Raw genomic sequence first — 17382 nt, forward strand, 5'->3', positions numbered from 1 at the left:
CTGATGCTAAATACACAATTACAAATACAGCGGTTACAATACCCTGTTTTTAATCGCATTCTAATAAGCTATTTATTACTCGTTAGCGTTTTTTTGTGCCTGAGTTTTAATTGCTTTGCAGTGACCTCGGTGGGCGATTTAAAAAGCCAACAAAAAAACGAAATCCTCTTTAATATCCATGCCTATTATGTTGAAGACTTAGCTTTACAACAAAGCTTTGAAAGCAGCCAACAATTTGAAGCCCTGCTTGCACAGCTAGACCCATACTCTAAGTACCTTGATGAACACGAGTTAGAAGCGCTATTTAGCAGCACTAACGGCCGCTATACAGGCCTTGGGATTGAAGTAAAACAGCAACAACAAAAAATTATTATTGTAAATACGATCAAAGATTCTCCCGCAGCCATTGCCGGAGTACAAATGAATGATGTGCTACTTGCCGTTAATCAGCAAACGGTCGCACATAAAGACATCAATCAAGTTGCACAAATGATTAAAGCGAGTGACACAGCAACGGTTACCTTAACGATTGAACGAGGTAATTCACCACAAGCCATTTATTTTACTCTGACTAGATCAGAAATTAACTTAGAGAGTGTCACCAGTTCATTATCAGAGTTTGGTATTGGTTATTTGGCAATAAATAGTTTTACCAATCACACCTTGCATGATGTTGCGCGGCAAATAACAGCACTGCAAAGCCATTACGGTAATCCACTTACAGGCTTAGTGCTCGATTTACGCGACAATCCAGGCGGCACATTACAAAGTGCTGTAGCGGTATCGGATCTGTTTTTACAAAGTGGCACCATAGTCACCACCAAAGGTCGCTTTTATGATGCAAACCAGCACTTTCGCGCCAAAAAAGGTGATATTTTAAATGGTGCGCCAATCGTCGTACTTATTAATGAAAACTCGGCCTCAGCAGCAGAGATTTTAGCCGCTGCACTTAAAGACAATCACCGTGCCACACTAATTGGCAGCCAATCATTTGGCAAAGGCTCTGTGCAGTCTCTGATCCCATTAGGCAATGGTAATACAGCACTAAAACTAACCACTGCAAAATACTTTACCCCCTCAGGACAATCAATTGATGGCATTGGCGTAACCCCTGATGTGGCGATTAATCAATCAACCCTTTCGCAAATTGATAAAGTAGTTATAATAAAAAACGAACAAGGAAATGACGATCAGCTATGGTCACGCACAGACTCAGCTGATCCACTGTTATTAAAAGCACAGCAGCTATTAACTATGAAATAAAGCTTTTAGCTCACTATAAAAAAGATAATAAAAATTATAAACGTGAAAAAATTAACTTGGTTGTTCTGGCTTTTTTTTAGCTTGCCTACGCTTGCCGCAAATAAGCAAATAGCGATTGTAATTGATGATATTGGCAACCATCAACGCGACCTCGAAATCCTAAATTTACCAGGTAAAATATCGTTCTCGATTTTGCCTCATACCCCGTATTCGCAAATTTTTGCGCGCTTAGCCAGTAAATCAAATAAAGAATTACTGCTACATATTCCCATGCAAGCACTCGACAGCAGCAAAGCACTAGGCCCCGGCGCACTTACCAGCGATATGAGCAAAGAACAATTACAAATCACCCTCGGCAATGCGCTTGCAACCTTACCTCAGGTGAAAGGTGTAAATAATCATATGGGCTCAGCACTTACTCAAGAAAGCCTGCCCATGAAATGGACTATGGAGGTGCTGAAAAAGCGCAACCTGTACTTTTTAGATAGCCGCACCACAGGCTTAAGCCAAGCGCAAAATGTTGCCAACTTATATGGCGTTGAAAATGTCGGCCGCCATGTGTTTTTAGATAATATTCCCAATGAGAAACAGTTACAATTTCGCCTCAACGAACTAAAGTATAAAGCCGAACGTTATAACTTCGCCATCGCGATTGCCCACCCTTACCCTGAAACCATTGAATTTTTACAGCGCATGCTACCCGAACTTGAACAACAAGGTTTTGAACTCGTGCCGCTATCACAACTGGTAGAGCGTAAATATATACAACTCGCACAAGCTGAGCATAAAGGAGTGAGTGCTAGGTAAGCTTTAAAGTTACAAGGGAAAAGGAGCGAGGTTCTAGGTTCTAGGAAAACAGAATAGTCCGTCGTTAAATTAACTACCGTAGGTTGTGGTTGAGAGCAACGAAACCCAACAATGTAAGAATAAAATTGAGTGACGGCTTCGAGCGATGAGCAGTCAGTCACTAGCTATGGATTAAGCTTTATTAAAGACGATTTTATTGTTTGATTAAGAATAATTGCAATTAGCTAGCAGCAATATTATACATTTCTGATTTTTTTAGTAATATGTTAGTAGCCGATGGAGTTTTAAATACCAAAATGGTACCAACCATTTTTAAAGGGATGTTACATGGAATTCATTTTTATAATTGCAGTTGTTATATTGATAATTTGGTTAATTACCAGTTCACGCTCAAATTCAAATAAAGCAAAGCCTCGAGTATTAGATAATCCAAGCTCGGACATAAAAGGCACTCATGATACGTCAGCCTCTAAGTCTTCTATATCTGCTCTATCCAATGATGCAATCAGCCCAATAAAATCTATTAAAATTGATAAAGCATCAGTAAGCGTTGAATTACACGAACAAACTAATGAATTAGCAACCTCAAAGGAGACAACTCCAAAGCCACGCATCACTGCTGTTAATACACCTTCCCCAATTATAGAAAGTGCTGATAGTGCGACATATTCTGAAGATGAGCTCGCCACATTTAATATTTTTGAGAGCGCAGCCCCTCAAAATATAAGCATTAAAAGCACAAGAAAAGCCCAATGGCTTGATAAGAATAAAGAAACTATTATACAAAAGCGTAAGCTAATGGGGTTGATATACATAGGTGAGCAAATGGAGTCTATGAGAAGTTATGACCCAGACCCTGCGCTAATAAACTCCATTTTACCTGCATCAACACCTTTAGGGCATCAGCTGGGTTATTACACTGATGATTCGCTTGGTTACTGGCCAAGTTATAGCAGGCTTTCTAGGCAATGTAGAGGTGCCTATCTCGACTGGTTAGCAACCGACAGAAGCGCAGCTAATACCCCAATAGGATTCGTATTTTTGTACTTTTATGGATTTGAAAGATTTGTTGTTGTGAACAACAAAGACAATAAAGTTGCAGATGAACAATTCGAGGATATTTTTAATGAAGTACTTCGTTTACACAAGGTGTTTGCTTCAAATCGCTCTTTTGCTGGTTACTCAGCAAACTTTTTAGAATTTATGTATTTACTAAAACCTGAATTTTTTAAAAGTAAAAAACACATATTACCTAAGACACGTCATTCACTACTTTTTAAATTACGTCTTTCAGAGCAAATCGTTGCCACAGAAAAAGTGGATGATGAGTTGGCACTTGAATGGATCAAAAATACAGACCAATACAATTTAAAAACCGCAGCTAGGCGCTGCGATTTAGAGTTTGATTCACTTTTTAAACTTTACTACAAGCAAAAATTCCCTGAGGGAATGCAAGTTAAGCCCAATAAAACTAAATTAAACGCTGAGTACTTCTCTGCCAGCGGTAGTCTTCCTAGCGTTAAAATTTTACTAGATAGTTTACCAGACCCGAGCATATTAAAAGCCCCTATTAAAAAGCTAATACCTATTGCTGATAAAGTCGCTGAGGAACTAGCTAGTTGTAGCCGTTACTTAGGTAAAGCAGGCACTAGTAGAGATGACTTAGCTGCACTGATGTTACTGCCTCGCGCTATTGCTAGTAGTCAACCATCACCATTAATTGAAAAGTTTAAGAGGTGGGCTCAGGCTATTATTTTAGAAAATGGTGGGGTAACAAATGTATCTGAATTTTGGTTGCAAACAGACTTACCAGTACCAAAAGCGATAAATAAAAAGGAAAGTGACCTCATTTATAACTTAGCGAGCCTTGCTGATATAGGTATTGCGCCTGACTTACGTTACCACCATGCAAAACCTAGATTAGATGGCAAACTTGTCTTATTTACTCCAGGGCATGGGGAAGAGTTTGTCCCTAGTCATGTATTTAACCAAGTGGGTGTCGCACTTCGCTTAGGTGCGATGGTTGCAAACATAGATGGGGTTGTAGATGAGTCAGAAAGTTCTGAGCTAGAAAAGCTAATTGCTCATGATGAGAAATTAACGGATACAGAAAAGCGTTCTTTAAAGGCTTATCTTACATGGCGATTAGTTACCCCATCGGATAATGCGGGTTTAAAAAATAGACTTAATAATTTAGGTGAAACAGAAATAGAATTTGTGAAGCGGTTTATTCTGTCTATTGCGCTCGCTGATGGCAACGTCGATAACAAAGAAGTAAAACAAATCGAGAAGCTCTACACGAATTTAGGGTTGAATAAAGAGTCTGTCACGAGTGATATTCATCAGCTTACTACAAGTAGTCATCAGCTTGCGCCAAAAAGTCAAAATTCATCAGAGTTTAGCTTAGATGAAGCAATCTTAGCCCTTCATGAAAGCCAAACAACAGAAGCTAAAAATATGCTGGAAAAGATCTTTACCTCAGATGAAGATGAAAGCGATTATATTGAAGTCTCAGAGCTGACAAACGAAGTTGAAGGATTAGATCAGGCTCATAGCCAGTTGTTTGAAAAGCTATGTGCTAAAGCGCAATGGGGTCGCGAAGAGGTAGCTCAAATGTGTAGTGAGCTAAAATTAATGGTCGATGGTGCTATAGAAACCATTAATGACTGGTCATTTGATTTAGTGGATGCACCAGTAATTGATGATGACGGTGATATATACATTGATGAAGAAATAGTCGAAGAGATAAGGGAGTTATAACAATGGCAGCAAAAAAAATCAGATCAAAAGAGCGCGATGCAATTATACAGTCTCTTAAATCGGGTGTTACCCCAAAAGTCGGCATACAACATATACAAGTAGGTCGTGGTAATGAGCTTAAAGCGCTCATTAAAGATATCGACAGAGTGACAGAGGGCGGCTCTGCTTTTCGGTTAATTATTGGCGAATACGGCTCAGGTAAAACATTCTTTTTAAGTGTAGTAAGAGCGATAGCATTAGAGCGCAAGTTAGTTACTGTTAATGCAGATCTATCTCCTGACCGTCGTATTCATGCATCATCTGGACAAGCCAGAAACTTGTATTCTGAGTTAATGAGAAACATGTCTACTCGTAATAAGCCTGATGGTAATGCATTGACCAGTGTTGTTGAAAAGTTTATTACCGAGGCACGAAAAGAAGCAGATAATACAAGCAAGGAAATAACCACAGTGATCCACGAAAGGCTCGCGTCTCTCTCTGAGCTTGTAGGTGGTTACGACTTTGCAAAAGTTATAGAAGCATACTGGACTGGCCATGAAACAGATAACGAGCAACTTAAGAACAACGCTGTAAAATGGTTAAGAGCAGAGTATGCAACAAAAACAGATGCTCGCAAAGATCTTGGTATAAGAAGTATTATCTCAGATGCGTCGTTTTATGACTCTCTAAAGCTTATGAGTTTATTTGTAAGGCAAGCTGGCTATGAAGGGTTATTAGTTAACCTCGATGAAATGGTAAATTTATACAAACTCAATAGCACCCAAGCACGATTATCAAATTACGAGCAAATTCTAAGAATACTCAACGACTGCTTACAAGGATCGGCTGAGTACTTAGGGTTTTTACTCGGTGGTACACCCGAGTTTTTACTTGATCCAAGAAAAGGGTTATATAGCTATGAGGCGCTGCAATCTCGTTTAGCTGGCAATACGTTTGCAAAGCAAGCTGGTGTTATTGATTACTCATCTCCAGCATTGCATTTGGCAAGTTTAACGCCAGAAGAATTATTCATATTACTTAAAAACCTTAGGCATGTTTTCGCATCAGGTGATGAATCGCTATATTTAGTTCCTGACGAGTCCCTTAAAGCATTTTTAGTCCATTGCAGTAAAACAATTGGAGACGCTTACTTCAGAACGCCAAGAAATACGATTAAGGCGTTTTTGGATATGCTTGCCGTGATTGATCAAAACCCAAGTATTTCTTGGGACAGCTTAATTAAAAATGTTGATATTGCAGAGGAGAAGCCTTCCGATGTAGAGTTAGAAATTGAATCTGAGGACGATGAGCTAGCTGATTTTAAATTATGATTGATGCACACGAAAGGCTTGATTTTCGCATTCAGCAGTGGATTTTTAAACAAGGCTGGGATCGACTCAGAGAGATACAATGTTTAGCAATTGACCCTATCCTCTCAGGAAAGACTGATGTGCTTATTAGTGCCTCTACTGCCGCAGGAAAAACCGAAGCATTTTTTTTACCTGCAATAAGTAGTATCGCAGATCAAGTAAGCGGTGTAGGTATTTTATATATCAGCCCGCTAAAGGCGTTAATAAACGATCAAGATCGAAGGCTAGAAAGCTTGTCAGACTTGTTAGACATACAAGTTACACCTTGGCATGGTGATAGCCCTCAAGGTCGAAAAAATAAGCTGAAACGAAATCCATCTGGCATCATGTTAATAACGCCAGAGTCCCTAGAGTCATTATTAATAAGAGACAGTGGCTGGGTAAAATCTGCTTTTCAGAATTTAAAGCATATAGTTATAGACGAATTTCACGCATTTATTGGTACTGAGCGTGGCCATCACTTGTTGAGCTTACTGCACCGCTTAGAGCATCTGCTTGGCCGTGTAAACGCACCAATACCCAGAACCGCTTTAAGTGCCACTTTAGGTGACTTAGAAAGTGTCCCGGCGTCTTTAAGACCCAATAAATCGTTGTCTTGTAAAATAATAAAGCAAACGCAGTCTTCATCAACGTTAAAAATGCAAGTGAAGGGATACATTGAAAGCGCTGTAGTAATAGATGAGGCGGTTACTGCGGAGCAAAGCGTATGTAACGATTTATATGGCCTTTGCCGTGGTGGGAACCACTTAGTGTTTGCAAACAGCAGAAGTCGCACTGAAAGCATTGCGACCACTCTTGCTGAGATGTGTGAGATTAACACTGTGCCTAACGAGTTTTTTCCACATCACGGCTCGTTAGCCAAAGAAATGCGAGAAACACTTGAAGCTCGGCTTCAGCAAGATCAAATGCCTACTACAGCAGTGTGTACTATGACTTTGGAGTTAGGCATTGATATAGGCAAGGTTAACTCTGTCGTGCAAGTTACTGCGCCGCATTCTATTGCAAGTTTACGGCAGCGCATGGGTCGTTCAGGTAGGCGTGGTGGCGCTAGTATTTTGCGAATGCTGATAACTGAGGCTGACCTTACAGAAAAATCGAGTATTGTAGATAAACTGCGGCTTGAATTGGTTCAATCGCTAGCGATGATACGTTTATTGGTTGCAAGTAAGTGGTACGAACCAGCAGACACTTCGCTCTATCACTTTTCAACATTACTTCATCAAGTTTTAGCTCTCATCGCGCAATGGGGGGGGATAAGAGCAGATCAAATCTACGTATTACTTTGTAAAGACGGTCCATTCCAACAAGTTACTGTTACACATTTTAAAGATTTGCTATCTCATATGGGTAAGGTAGATCTTATTACCCAGTTAGGTAGTGGTGAACTGGTTTTAGGTTTTATGGGTGAAAAAATAACAAATCATTATACGTTTTATGCCGTTTTTAAAACCCCTGAAGAATTTAGAATTATAACGGGTAGTAAAACACTAGGGACATTACCCGTAGATAGCCTTATTTTAGAGGGCCAACATATTGTATTTGCGGGTAAACGTTGGGTGGTTGAGCTAGTCGATACAGACAAAAAAGTGATTTCAGTACAGCATGCAAAAGGAGGGAAACCACCTAAATTTGGTGGTTCAGGGATGGCTGTACATGATGTAGTGAGACAAGAAATGCTTAAAATACTGGAAGAAGGTGACTACAGAGTTCAAGTTGGTGAACAAAGAATTGAATTTGGTGATGCAGTTGCTCAAGCACTTTTCAAAGAAGGTGCTGACTTTTTTAAAACTGCAAAACTTGAAAGTACGCATTTCTTACAGTATGGCAATACAGCCGTTGTTTTGCCCTGGGCCGGCGATAAAGTTGTAAATACACTCGTTGCAGTACTTATACACAAAGGGTTTGGAGCAGGTGCATTTGCAGGAATTATAGAAGTTGAGAATACCTTAATTGATGATGTCATCGGGGCTCTTAAAAGCTTTCGAGATGCTCAAACCATATCAGCAATTGATTTAGCTGATGCTATTGCAGAAAAAGCCATAGATAAGTTTGATGAATATTTACCTCAAGAAATTCTTGCAAAAGGGTATGCCGCTAGAGCATTTGATGTAGAGAAGGCCCGAGTATTAGTCAAAGAATTGCTCATGGCAAGATTTAAACAAGCCAAAGAGGTTAAATTATGACTTCACACATTATATTCATCAATGTCCGGAAATGGCACATTCAAGACAGTCGATAAGTCAAAACTTTGTAGTTTATAGGTTTGGATATTTTTAGTTGGATTTCGCTGCGCTCAAACCAACCTATGTTGATAACTCTAAAGCGCGGCGCCTCTAACCTATTTGTGAATAATTAACTTAAAGTTCTTTTTCTATAATGTTTCGCAAGAGGACAAGAAGATAGTGGTGGCTGCGTTTGTCACTTATGGCTTAAAACTTACCACTTAAAACTAAAAACTAAAAACTAAAAACTAAAAACTAAAAAGAAGCTAGCAGGGCTATATCTGCCCTACTAGCTATAACGTCAAACTACAGGATAAAGGTGGCGACTTTTTCATTTAAGTCAGTGGCGCGGTCTTTCAGTACCTTTGCTTGGCTTAAATGCGTTGTTGCTGATGCCGTGATTTCATCAGTGACATCTTTAATTGCGACCGTATTTCGGGTTATCTCATTTGTTACTTGAGTTTGCTCCTCAGCTGCGACTGCAATGTGCCCTGCCATGTCGGAAATCTCATTCACTGCGTGAGTAATTTCTTCTAAAGCTTGTGCTGCGGCGTTGACGTCGTGAACACTGTTATTAGCTAAACTTTTACTGCTATCCATCAAGCTAACCGCTTTTTTAGTGGTATTTTGCAACGTTTCAATCGTGGTATAAATCTCTGCAGTAGAGTTTTGAGTACGATGTGATAACACGCGAACTTCGTCTGCGACAACAGCAAAACCACGGCCTTGCTCGCCGGCACGCGCCGCTTCAATCGCAGCATTTAATGCCAGTAAATTAGTTTGCTCTGCAATCTCCTGAATCGTCGTTAAAATACTTGAGATTGCTTGTGCATGCAGGCTCAGCTCACTGATCACAACTGTGGTTTCATCAATTTCTGATGCCAATGAGTTAATCGTGGTTCTGGTTTTATCAACTAAGCTTTTCCCCTGAATACTGCTTTGCGCCGATTGCTGGGATGCAGCAGCGGTATTTTCAGCGTTAGCTGCAATTTCATGAGTAGCACTGGACATCTCTGTAACTGCGGTAGCAACCATTGTAACTTCTTGCTGTTGGCGCTGTAGTTCATTAACGCTTGATTGATTGGTTAACAGACTTTTCTCTGCATCTGAGTCTAGATCAGTCGCTAGTTGACGAATATGACTGATCAGCTGATGTTGACTACTTACAAAACTATTAAAGCTATCAGCTAACATGCCGACTTCGTCTTGGCTGTCGACTGTAATACGCTGAGTTAAATCACCATTGCCTGCAGCAATACGAGATAACGCTTGCGACACGCGACTTAGTGGCCCTAGTAACAAACTTAACAACCAAGAAATAGATAATACACTAATGATCAGTGCTAACGTTGCCAGTCCTAACTGGGTGACCATCAAGCTAACTAATGGTGCCTCTAACGTTTGTTTGTCGAGTACAAAAACTAGCTGCCAATCTGTATTGGGGATTTTTTCACTCCAAATTAGCTTATCCCGAGCTTCAGTTTCAAAATAAACAGGCGTAAGTTGGCCTGTTTGGCTACTTGATTCTATTAGTCGGCTGCTTAATTTAGTCTCAATATTGGTGATTTTACCCATCAATTTACTTGAGTCTTTATAGGCGATCACAGTACCGTCTTCATGCATCATGATGGCATAACCGTTTGCCGGTAGAGACATATTGCTAACGCTATCGACAATACTCGCAATTGACACATCACCGCCAACCACACCATTACGCGCTGGATGAGCTATGGTAACGACCAATAGATTAAAGGCAACATCCAAATAAGGCTTGGTAATTATGCTGCTACGAGCTTGCTGTGACTGCTGATACCAAGGACGTGTTCTAGGATCATAACCTGAGCGGTCAATGCTGGGATCAGAGTCCACCATCAGCCCGTCGCGGTTACCAAAATAGGTTAATTGAAAATCGCCAGATACCTGTGCTTGCTGCAATGCATTAAGCGTATCACCTTCAACTTTAGTGGCGACAGAAGCGATCACTCGCTGACGATCGGTTAACCATGCTTCGATACGCGCGGCTTGCTGTTTACCTGCTTGCCTCACACTATCAACACTGTTTTGCAGTAACAACGCTTTTTGCGTGGAGTAGCTATACCATGACAATAATACAACAACAATTACGAGGGCGAGAACAACCGATAATAATATTTTTTTCTTTAGTGAATATGAATTCATATTGAGTGCTAATACTGACTTTAATTAAATTGAAATACGGATATAAATACAGCTTGGGGTTAGCTTAATTTAGAGTATGAATTGAGAGACAATTCTCAATCTTGTTCTATTTTCGCATACAAGATTTGAATAATAAATTAAAATCAGTGATTTAAGTGAATATAAAAAGAATCATTATTAATTCAATGTAAAACTTAAATTAATAACCTAACGAGTGTAAATAAATAGCACGGTATAAATACTGCACGTATATTTTTATTTAAAATAATTGTAACGCCTAGGGTCTGTTGACCTTTGCGGATTAATATTTGTTCAAACTAGGGGCAATTTAATCGCGGCGCGAGGTTTGTAACCTAGTGGGCTAAGTAAAAATCGAGTAACAAAGAGTTAATTGCCCCTAGGCAGACCCCTTCGGGCAGCGCCTGTTTGGCATTGATGCTGCGTTATAGCCTATTTATGGGGAATAACCACACCACATAGACTCTGCCTTGCCTAAATACCAAACAGACTGCTGCAAATTCAACCTTGAAAGATCAACAGACCCTAGTCATTATATTAAATTAAGCAAAAGTAATAGCCGTGACGACGGAGCAGTCGCCCTGTATGAAATCCATATTATTTTTACTACTAATGACTTATCGCTTAAAACTTATAGCTTCCCTAAACGCAAAAAGCCCCGCATTTTCATGCAGGGCTTTTAATAATTTTGTAAAACTGTGATTAACTCATTGCAGCTTGTAACTTTTTCATCGCTGTTTTTTCAAGTTGACGAACACGCTCTGCAGATACGCTGTATTTTTCAGCCAGTTCTTGCAGTGTTGCTTTATCGTCTGATAACCAACGAGCACTAACAATGTCTTGTGAACGTTCATCTAGGGTTTTTAACGCACTAAATAAACGTGTATGAGATTGCTCTTGATATTGTTGCTGTTCAACTTCTTCAGCTAAATCATTACTGCCATCAGTTAAGTATTGCACAGGCGAATAGGTACTAGTTGGTGCGTCATCGCTGTCGTCACCGGTTAAATCAAAGCCCATGTCTTGGCCGCTCATGCGCGATTCCATTTCACGAACTTCTTTTTCACTCACACCTAGCTCACTCGCTACGGTAGCAACTTCAGCTTGGTTAAACCAACCTAAACGTTTTTTGTTTTTACGAAGATTAAAAAACAATTTGCGTTGCGCTTTAGTGGTCGCAACTTTAACAATGCGCCAGTTTTTAAGTACAAACTCGTGTATTTCGGCTTTGATCCAATGCACTGCAAATGAAACCAAACGTACGCCCACTGATGGGTCAAAACGTTTTACTGCTTTCATCAGGCCGATATTGCCTTCTTGAATCAAATCAGCTTGCGGTAGGCCGTAACCTGAATAACCTTTAGCTATATGTGCAACAAAACGAAGGTGAGACATGATGAGTTGCTTTGCAGCGTTAAGATCGCCATCTTCCTGTAAGCGAGTCGCTAACTCTTTTTCTTGCTCAGCACCTAGCATAGGTATAGTGCTTACCGCTTGAAGGTAGCCGTCCATACTTGCGCTTTGCTGTCCAACTGTGAGTGCCATTGCGTATAAATCTTTACTCATTTTTCACCTCAGTGATAAACATTTGAAACCATCTTAGCACTCTTTCACTTAGAGTGCTAACTTCAATGTAAAACTTTTTTTCGATTGAAGCAAGTGGTTTTTTAGTGTTTTTTATTCTACTTTAAACGCCTGAATAAGCGATGAATTCTAGCTTTGCGGTCAGTTGGTTATGATAAAGCAATTCACCACAACCAACTTAATCAATGATTATAAACAATAATTGTTACACTTTATCGGGTTCGATTTCTTTTATATATCGATTAACAGATAAGTAAGAGCCAACAAACCCTAAGCTGGTTGCAAGTAGCACTAACGCGCCAAATTCGCCTAAGCTTAAGCCGATTAAATTAAAGTTAGTTTGATACACTCCAGCGACTTGGGTGACTGCAGATCCAAGCCACCACATCATGAGGGCCACACATATAAAAGCAAACAAACCACCAACAATGCCATACCAAATGCCGGTCCATAAAAATGGCGCATGAATAAAGGTATTGGTTGCACCGACTAGCTTCATCACTTGGATCTCTTCTTTCTTATCCATAATTGATAAGCGAATAGTGTTGCCTATGATCAAAGTTACCGAAGTCAGTAATAACAACGCGATGGTGATCACGCTTTCTTTTAACAGGCTTAATAATGCATTTAAGCGCTCAAGCCAGGCAATATCTAATTTACCAAAATCAACTTCACGCTCTGCTTCAAGCTTTTTTAATAATGCTTGCGCGGCGTTTGGTTGACGATGGCGAGAAGTCGGCGTGACGATAACAACATCTGGCAGAGGATTGCTATCTAAATATTCAAGTGCTTGGCCAAACCCTGATACTTCTTTAAATTCAATGAGCGCATTTTGTTTAGAAATAAAAGTGACATTATCAATTTCAGGGTAGAGTGCTAAGCGTTTAACAAGCGTTTTTGTTTCTTGTTCACTCATGGATTCTTTTACAAATAATGAAATCTCTGCAGCTTCTTCAAAGCCACTGCTGACCTGCTGCACATTTTTAACCACTAAGTACAAGGTCGCTGGTAAGGTTAAACTTAAACCCAACACCGCAATGGTCATCATTGACGCCATCGGTGTGCGCCACATTTCCCCTAGGCTATATACACCTTGGCGAAATATATTCAGCACAAAGAAATATCCGGCTGCAAAAACTGATTTTTTTACTCGTTCATTTTGGCTCTTTCGGCCTTTGAATAACAAACTCATAGTGTTGCCTCTGCCAATGGATCTTGACTCATGCGACCATCTTTTAAGGTTAAGCTACGGTATTTCATTCGCGAGATCAGCCCTAAATCATGGGTGGCAATTAAGACTGTAGTGCCATGATTATTAAATTCTTCAAACAAACGCAAGATATCCATGGAAAGCTCAGGATCTAGGTTACCTGTTGGTTCATCTGCAAGTAATAATGGCGGAGAGTTTACAATTGCCCGGGCAATCCCAACTCGCTGTTGTTCACCACCAGAGAGTGTTGAAGGGTGGCATTTTACTTTATCTAGCAAGCCAACTTTATCAAGTGCGCCATGCACACGCTTTTCAATTTGCTTATGATGCGTACCTTCGATAATTAGCGGCAAGGCAACATTATCAAAAATAGTGTGGCGCTCTAATAAACGGTGGTTTTGAAATATGATACCAATATCACGGCGGACATAAGGAATTTGCCGCGATTTTACTGCATTTAAATCAACGCCATTAATAAAAACATGACCCGCCGACGGGCGTTCCATTAAACTAATGAGTTTAAGTAAGGTACTTTTACCGGCACCACTGTGACCTGTTAAAAAAGCCAATTCACCCGGTTTAACATGGAAATTAACTTTTTCCAGTGCTCGGTGACCACCGGGATATGTTTTGCTGACTTGCTGAAAATTTATCATTTTAGTTATCAATCATCCACAGCTGAAAAGGGAGCAAGCTCCCCTTTGAAATTTAAACTTCGTCCTCATCTTGGCTAAATAGCGCATCAATGAAGTCATTACTATTAAATTCACGTAAATCATCAATGCCTTCACCAACACCAATATAGCGGATCGGAATATTAAATTTATCGGCGACGGCAAAAATAACCCCACCTTTGGCTGTACCATCTAACTTAGACAATGTAATACCGGTAAGGCCAACACACTGATTAAATAAGTTCACTTGGCTAATTGCATTTTGCCCTGTGCCTGCATCGATGGTTAGCATCACTTCATGCGGTGCATCGGGATCAATTTTCTTCATCACCCGGGCTATTTTTTCAAGCTCTTGCATCAAGTTGTCTTTATTTTGCAAGCGACCAGCTGTATCTGCAATTAACACATCAACGTTACGCGCTTTGGCAGCTTGAAATGCATCAAATATCACTGAGGCACTATCAGCACCGGTGTGCTGTGCGATTACTGGGATTTTATTACGCTCGCCCCATACTTGTAATTGCTCAACCGCAGCTGCACGGAAAGTATCACCTGCAGCTAACATGACTGATTTACCTTGATCCTGAAATTGCTTAGCAAGTTTACCAATGGTCGTTGTTTTACCAACTCCATTAACACCCACCATTAAAATAACAAATGGTTTTTTATCAGCAGGAATTTCTAATGGCTGTTCTGCCATTTTAAGCATCGCCGCCATTTCTTGCTTCATTAGCTCATATAATGCATCACCATCCTTTAACTGTTTGCGGTTAGCCGCATCAGTCAAACGATCGATCAGCTTCATGGTGGTATCAACACCTAAGTCGGCTGTTAATAGCTGAGTTTCAAGATCTTCAAATAATTCATCATCAATTTTCTTACCAGTGAAAATCGATGCAAAGCCAGAACCTAAGTTTACTTTGGTTTTTAATAAGCCTTTTTTAAGACGAGCAAAGAACCCTTCTTTTTTAGGTTTTTCAGCTGTTTTTGCTTCCTCGATGGCAAGCTCGGCCGTTAATCGCTCTTGCTCTAAACGCTCAGCTTCCGCCTCTTCGGCAGCAATACGTTGTTGCTCTACACGTTCAGCTTCAGCTTGCTCGGCAGCAATACGCTCTTGCTCTACACGTTCAGCTTCGGCCTGCTCGGCAGCAATACGTTGTTGCTCTACACGCTCAGCTTCGGCTTGCTCTGCTGCGATACGCTCTTGCTCTACACGTTCAGCTTCGGCTTGCTCTGCTGCGATACGCACTTGTTCTACACGTTCAGCTTCAGCTTGCTCGGCAGCAATACGCTCTTGCTCTACACGTTCAACTTCGGCTTGCTCTGCGGCAATAAGCTCTTGCTCTAAACGCTCAGCTTCGGCTTGCTCGGCAGCAATACGCTCTTGCTCTACACGTTCAGCTTCGGCTTGCTCCGCGGCAATACGCTCTTGCTCTAAACGCTCAGCTTCCGCTTGCTCAGTAACAATACGCTCTTGCTCTAAACGCTCAGCTTCGGCTTGCTCTGCTGCGATACGTTCTTGCTCTAAAAGCATTGCTTCTTCTTGCTGCACTAAACGAGCGGCTTCATCGCGGCGTTGTTGTTCTGCTTGTTCTGTTGCTGCTAATTCAGCATCTGTGATGGCTTGGCGTTCAGCATCACGTGCCTCAGCTTGCTCTACAGCAATACGCTGTTGTTCTAAGCGCTCTGCCTCAGCTTGCTCTGCAACAATGCGCTGTTGTTCTAAGCGCTCTGCTTCAGCTTGCTCTGCAACAATGCGCTGTTGTTCTAAGCGCTCAGCTTCCGCTTGCTCTGCAACAATGCGCTGTTGTTCTAAGCGCTCAGCTTCAGCTTGCTCTGCAACAATGCGCTGTTGTTCTAAGCGCTCAGCTTCCGCTTGCTCTGCAGCAATGCGCTGTTGCTCTGCGCGCTCAGCTTCCGCCTCTTCTGCAGCAATTCGTTGTTGCTCTAAACGCTCAGCTTCAGCTTGCTCTGCGGCAATACGCTGTTGTTCTAAGCGCTCAACTTCCGCTTGTTGGTTATCGGCCTCTTGGGCGGTCTGCTCTACTTGTTGGTTTTTATCTGACTTACCAAAACCAAACCAAGACAGGAATTTATTTTTTTTTGCCATACTTGCTAATAACCACTTATAAAAATCTGATAAACTAACGGTAATACTTTGTGTATTCGCTGCATTGCTTTAAAACAAAGCCGCTAATAACCACAACATATTGTCTAAGATGCTCATAGTAACACTTTTAGCGCAGTTGAAAAATGACACGCTACTATATGATTGCAATATTATCTGAGCTGGATTCTAGATACCATTTTTTAGTGAGCTAAATGAGAAATAAATCACCACAAAAACAAGTGAGTAATAAAGCCAGCGATGGCGTTATTAGGATCATCAGCGGGCAATTTCGTGGCCGTAAATTACCAGTAAAAGATGTGCAAGGTCTTCGTCCAACCACAGATCGTATCAAAGAAACGGTATTTAACTGGTTAATGCAAGATACTCGCGATACTAAAGTACTCGATTGTTTTGCAGGTTCCGGTGGATTAGGTTTTGAAGCACTCTCTCGTTTAGCTCTCAGTGCACGCTTTTTAGAGATGGATAAACTAGCCGCCAACCAATTACAAACTAATATTGACACGTTAAAACTCACTAATGCTGAAGTAATTTGCACCGACAGTTTGCTTTATTTAAGTAACAATACTCAGCAACAACAGTTTAACTTAGTGTTTATTGATCCACCTTTTCGCCAAGGTTTAGCCCAAAAATGCTGTGACTTACTTACTGAAAATGACTGGCTAAGTAAAAATGCCCTCATTTATGTTGAAGTAGAAAGTGAGATGAGTGCGTTGCAAACGCCTAGCAATTGGCTGTTATTAAAAGAAAAAGCGGCGGGACAAGTATTTTGCCGCCTCTATGAACTACAGTAAAATTAGTAACATAGAAATATTTTTTGTTTCCACTTGGAGCAGACAATATTTATCCTTTACATGTGGTGCGGCTTCGGATTACAATACTGCACCATTTTTGAACCACTTGATCATTGTTTGATCAACTTGAGCAACGCTCATTATTTAGGTAGGTGAATTTTTAATGCCAGTAATTAAAGTAAGAGAGAACGAACCGTTTGACGTAGCACTTCGTCGCTTCAAGCGTTCATGTGAAAAAGCAGGTATCCTTTCAGAAGTTCGTCGTCGCGAGCACTATGAAAAGCCAACAGCTGAGCGTAAGCGTAAAAAAGCTGCAGCGGTTAAGCGTCACATGAAGAAGCTTTCTCGCGATAACGCACGTCGCGTTAAATTATATTGATCAGTATTGGTCTTGT

The 17382-nt window shown here is 40.7% G+C and carries 12 protein-coding genes; 7 read left to right on the forward strand and 5 right to left on the reverse strand.

Translation table 11 applies throughout. The features are described from left to right. Window positions 1-3 precede the first annotated feature (3 nt). From FW757_RS18975 to FW757_RS18995, 5 genes are all read left to right on the forward strand, one after another. Window positions 4-1263: a S41 family peptidase gene (locus FW757_RS18975; RefSeq protein WP_182717198.1), complete on the forward strand. Its 1260-nt coding sequence runs from the start codon at window positions 4-6 to the stop codon at window positions 1261-1263. A gap of 42 nt (window positions 1264-1305) precedes the next feature. Beyond that, window positions 1306-2070 (forward strand): divergent polysaccharide deacetylase family protein, encoded by a 765-nt coding sequence (locus FW757_RS18980; protein ID WP_182767260.1) that lies wholly within the window; start codon window positions 1306-1308, stop codon window positions 2068-2070. A 327-nt stretch (window positions 2071-2397) separates the two neighbouring features. Beyond that, entirely contained in the window at window positions 2398-4830 is a 2433-nt protein-coding gene (locus FW757_RS18985) for a tellurite resistance TerB family protein (RefSeq protein ID WP_182761844.1), read from the forward strand. Between the two features lie 2 nt (window positions 4831-4832). Further along, window positions 4833-6140, forward strand: a complete 1308-nt coding sequence (locus tag FW757_RS18990) for an ATP-binding protein (RefSeq protein WP_039488422.1) — start codon at window positions 4833-4835, stop codon at window positions 6138-6140. Then, entirely contained in the window at window positions 6137-8362 is a 2226-nt protein-coding gene (locus FW757_RS18995) for a DEAD/DEAH box helicase (protein ID WP_182761843.1), read from the forward strand. Before FW757_RS18990 ends, FW757_RS18995 begins: the two co-directional genes overlap by 4 nt. Window positions 8363-8707: 345 nt before the next feature. Here FW757_RS18995 and FW757_RS19000 read toward each other — a convergent pair whose 3' ends face one another. From FW757_RS19000 to ftsY, 5 genes are all read right to left on the reverse strand, one after another. Then, window positions 8708-10579, reverse strand: a complete 1872-nt coding sequence (locus tag FW757_RS19000; RefSeq protein WP_182762209.1) for a methyl-accepting chemotaxis protein — start codon at window positions 10577-10579, stop codon at window positions 8708-8710. Between the two features lie 720 nt (window positions 10580-11299). Continuing rightward, window positions 11300-12163, reverse strand: a complete 864-nt coding sequence (gene rpoH / locus FW757_RS19005; protein ID WP_145234811.1) for an RNA polymerase sigma factor RpoH — start codon at window positions 12161-12163, stop codon at window positions 11300-11302. 223 nt (window positions 12164-12386) lie between these two features. Then, entirely contained in the window at window positions 12387-13373 is a 987-nt protein-coding gene (gene ftsX / locus FW757_RS19010; protein WP_182717203.1) for a permease-like cell division protein FtsX, read from the reverse strand. Next, complete coding sequence (ftsE, locus tag FW757_RS19015; protein WP_064665448.1) at window positions 13370-14047, reverse strand: cell division ATP-binding protein FtsE; 678 nt, start codon at window positions 14045-14047, stop codon at window positions 13370-13372. Before ftsE ends, ftsX begins: the two co-directional genes overlap by 4 nt. A gap of 52 nt (window positions 14048-14099) precedes the next feature. After that, on the reverse strand, window positions 14100-16175 hold the full coding sequence (gene ftsY / locus FW757_RS19020) for a signal recognition particle-docking protein FtsY (RefSeq protein ID WP_446441573.1): 2076 nt from the start codon (window positions 16173-16175) through the stop codon (window positions 14100-14102). Between the two features lie 212 nt (window positions 16176-16387). Here ftsY and rsmD point away from each other — a divergent pair, with 212 nt between their 5' ends. Both rsmD and rpsU read left to right on the forward strand, forming a co-directional pair. After that, the gene (gene rsmD, locus FW757_RS19025; RefSeq protein ID WP_182717206.1) at window positions 16388-16987 is read left to right on the forward strand and encodes a 16S rRNA (guanine(966)-N(2))-methyltransferase RsmD; all 600 of its coding nucleotides are present in this window, start codon (window positions 16388-16390) and stop codon (window positions 16985-16987) included. A gap of 163 nt (window positions 16988-17150) precedes the next feature. After that, the gene (rpsU, locus tag FW757_RS19030; protein WP_002957797.1) at window positions 17151-17366 is read left to right on the forward strand and encodes a 30S ribosomal protein S21; all 216 of its coding nucleotides are present in this window, start codon (window positions 17151-17153) and stop codon (window positions 17364-17366) included. Window positions 17367-17382: the final 16 nt, after the last annotated feature.

The organism is Pseudoalteromonas sp. 1181_04, from assembly GCF_052850545.1.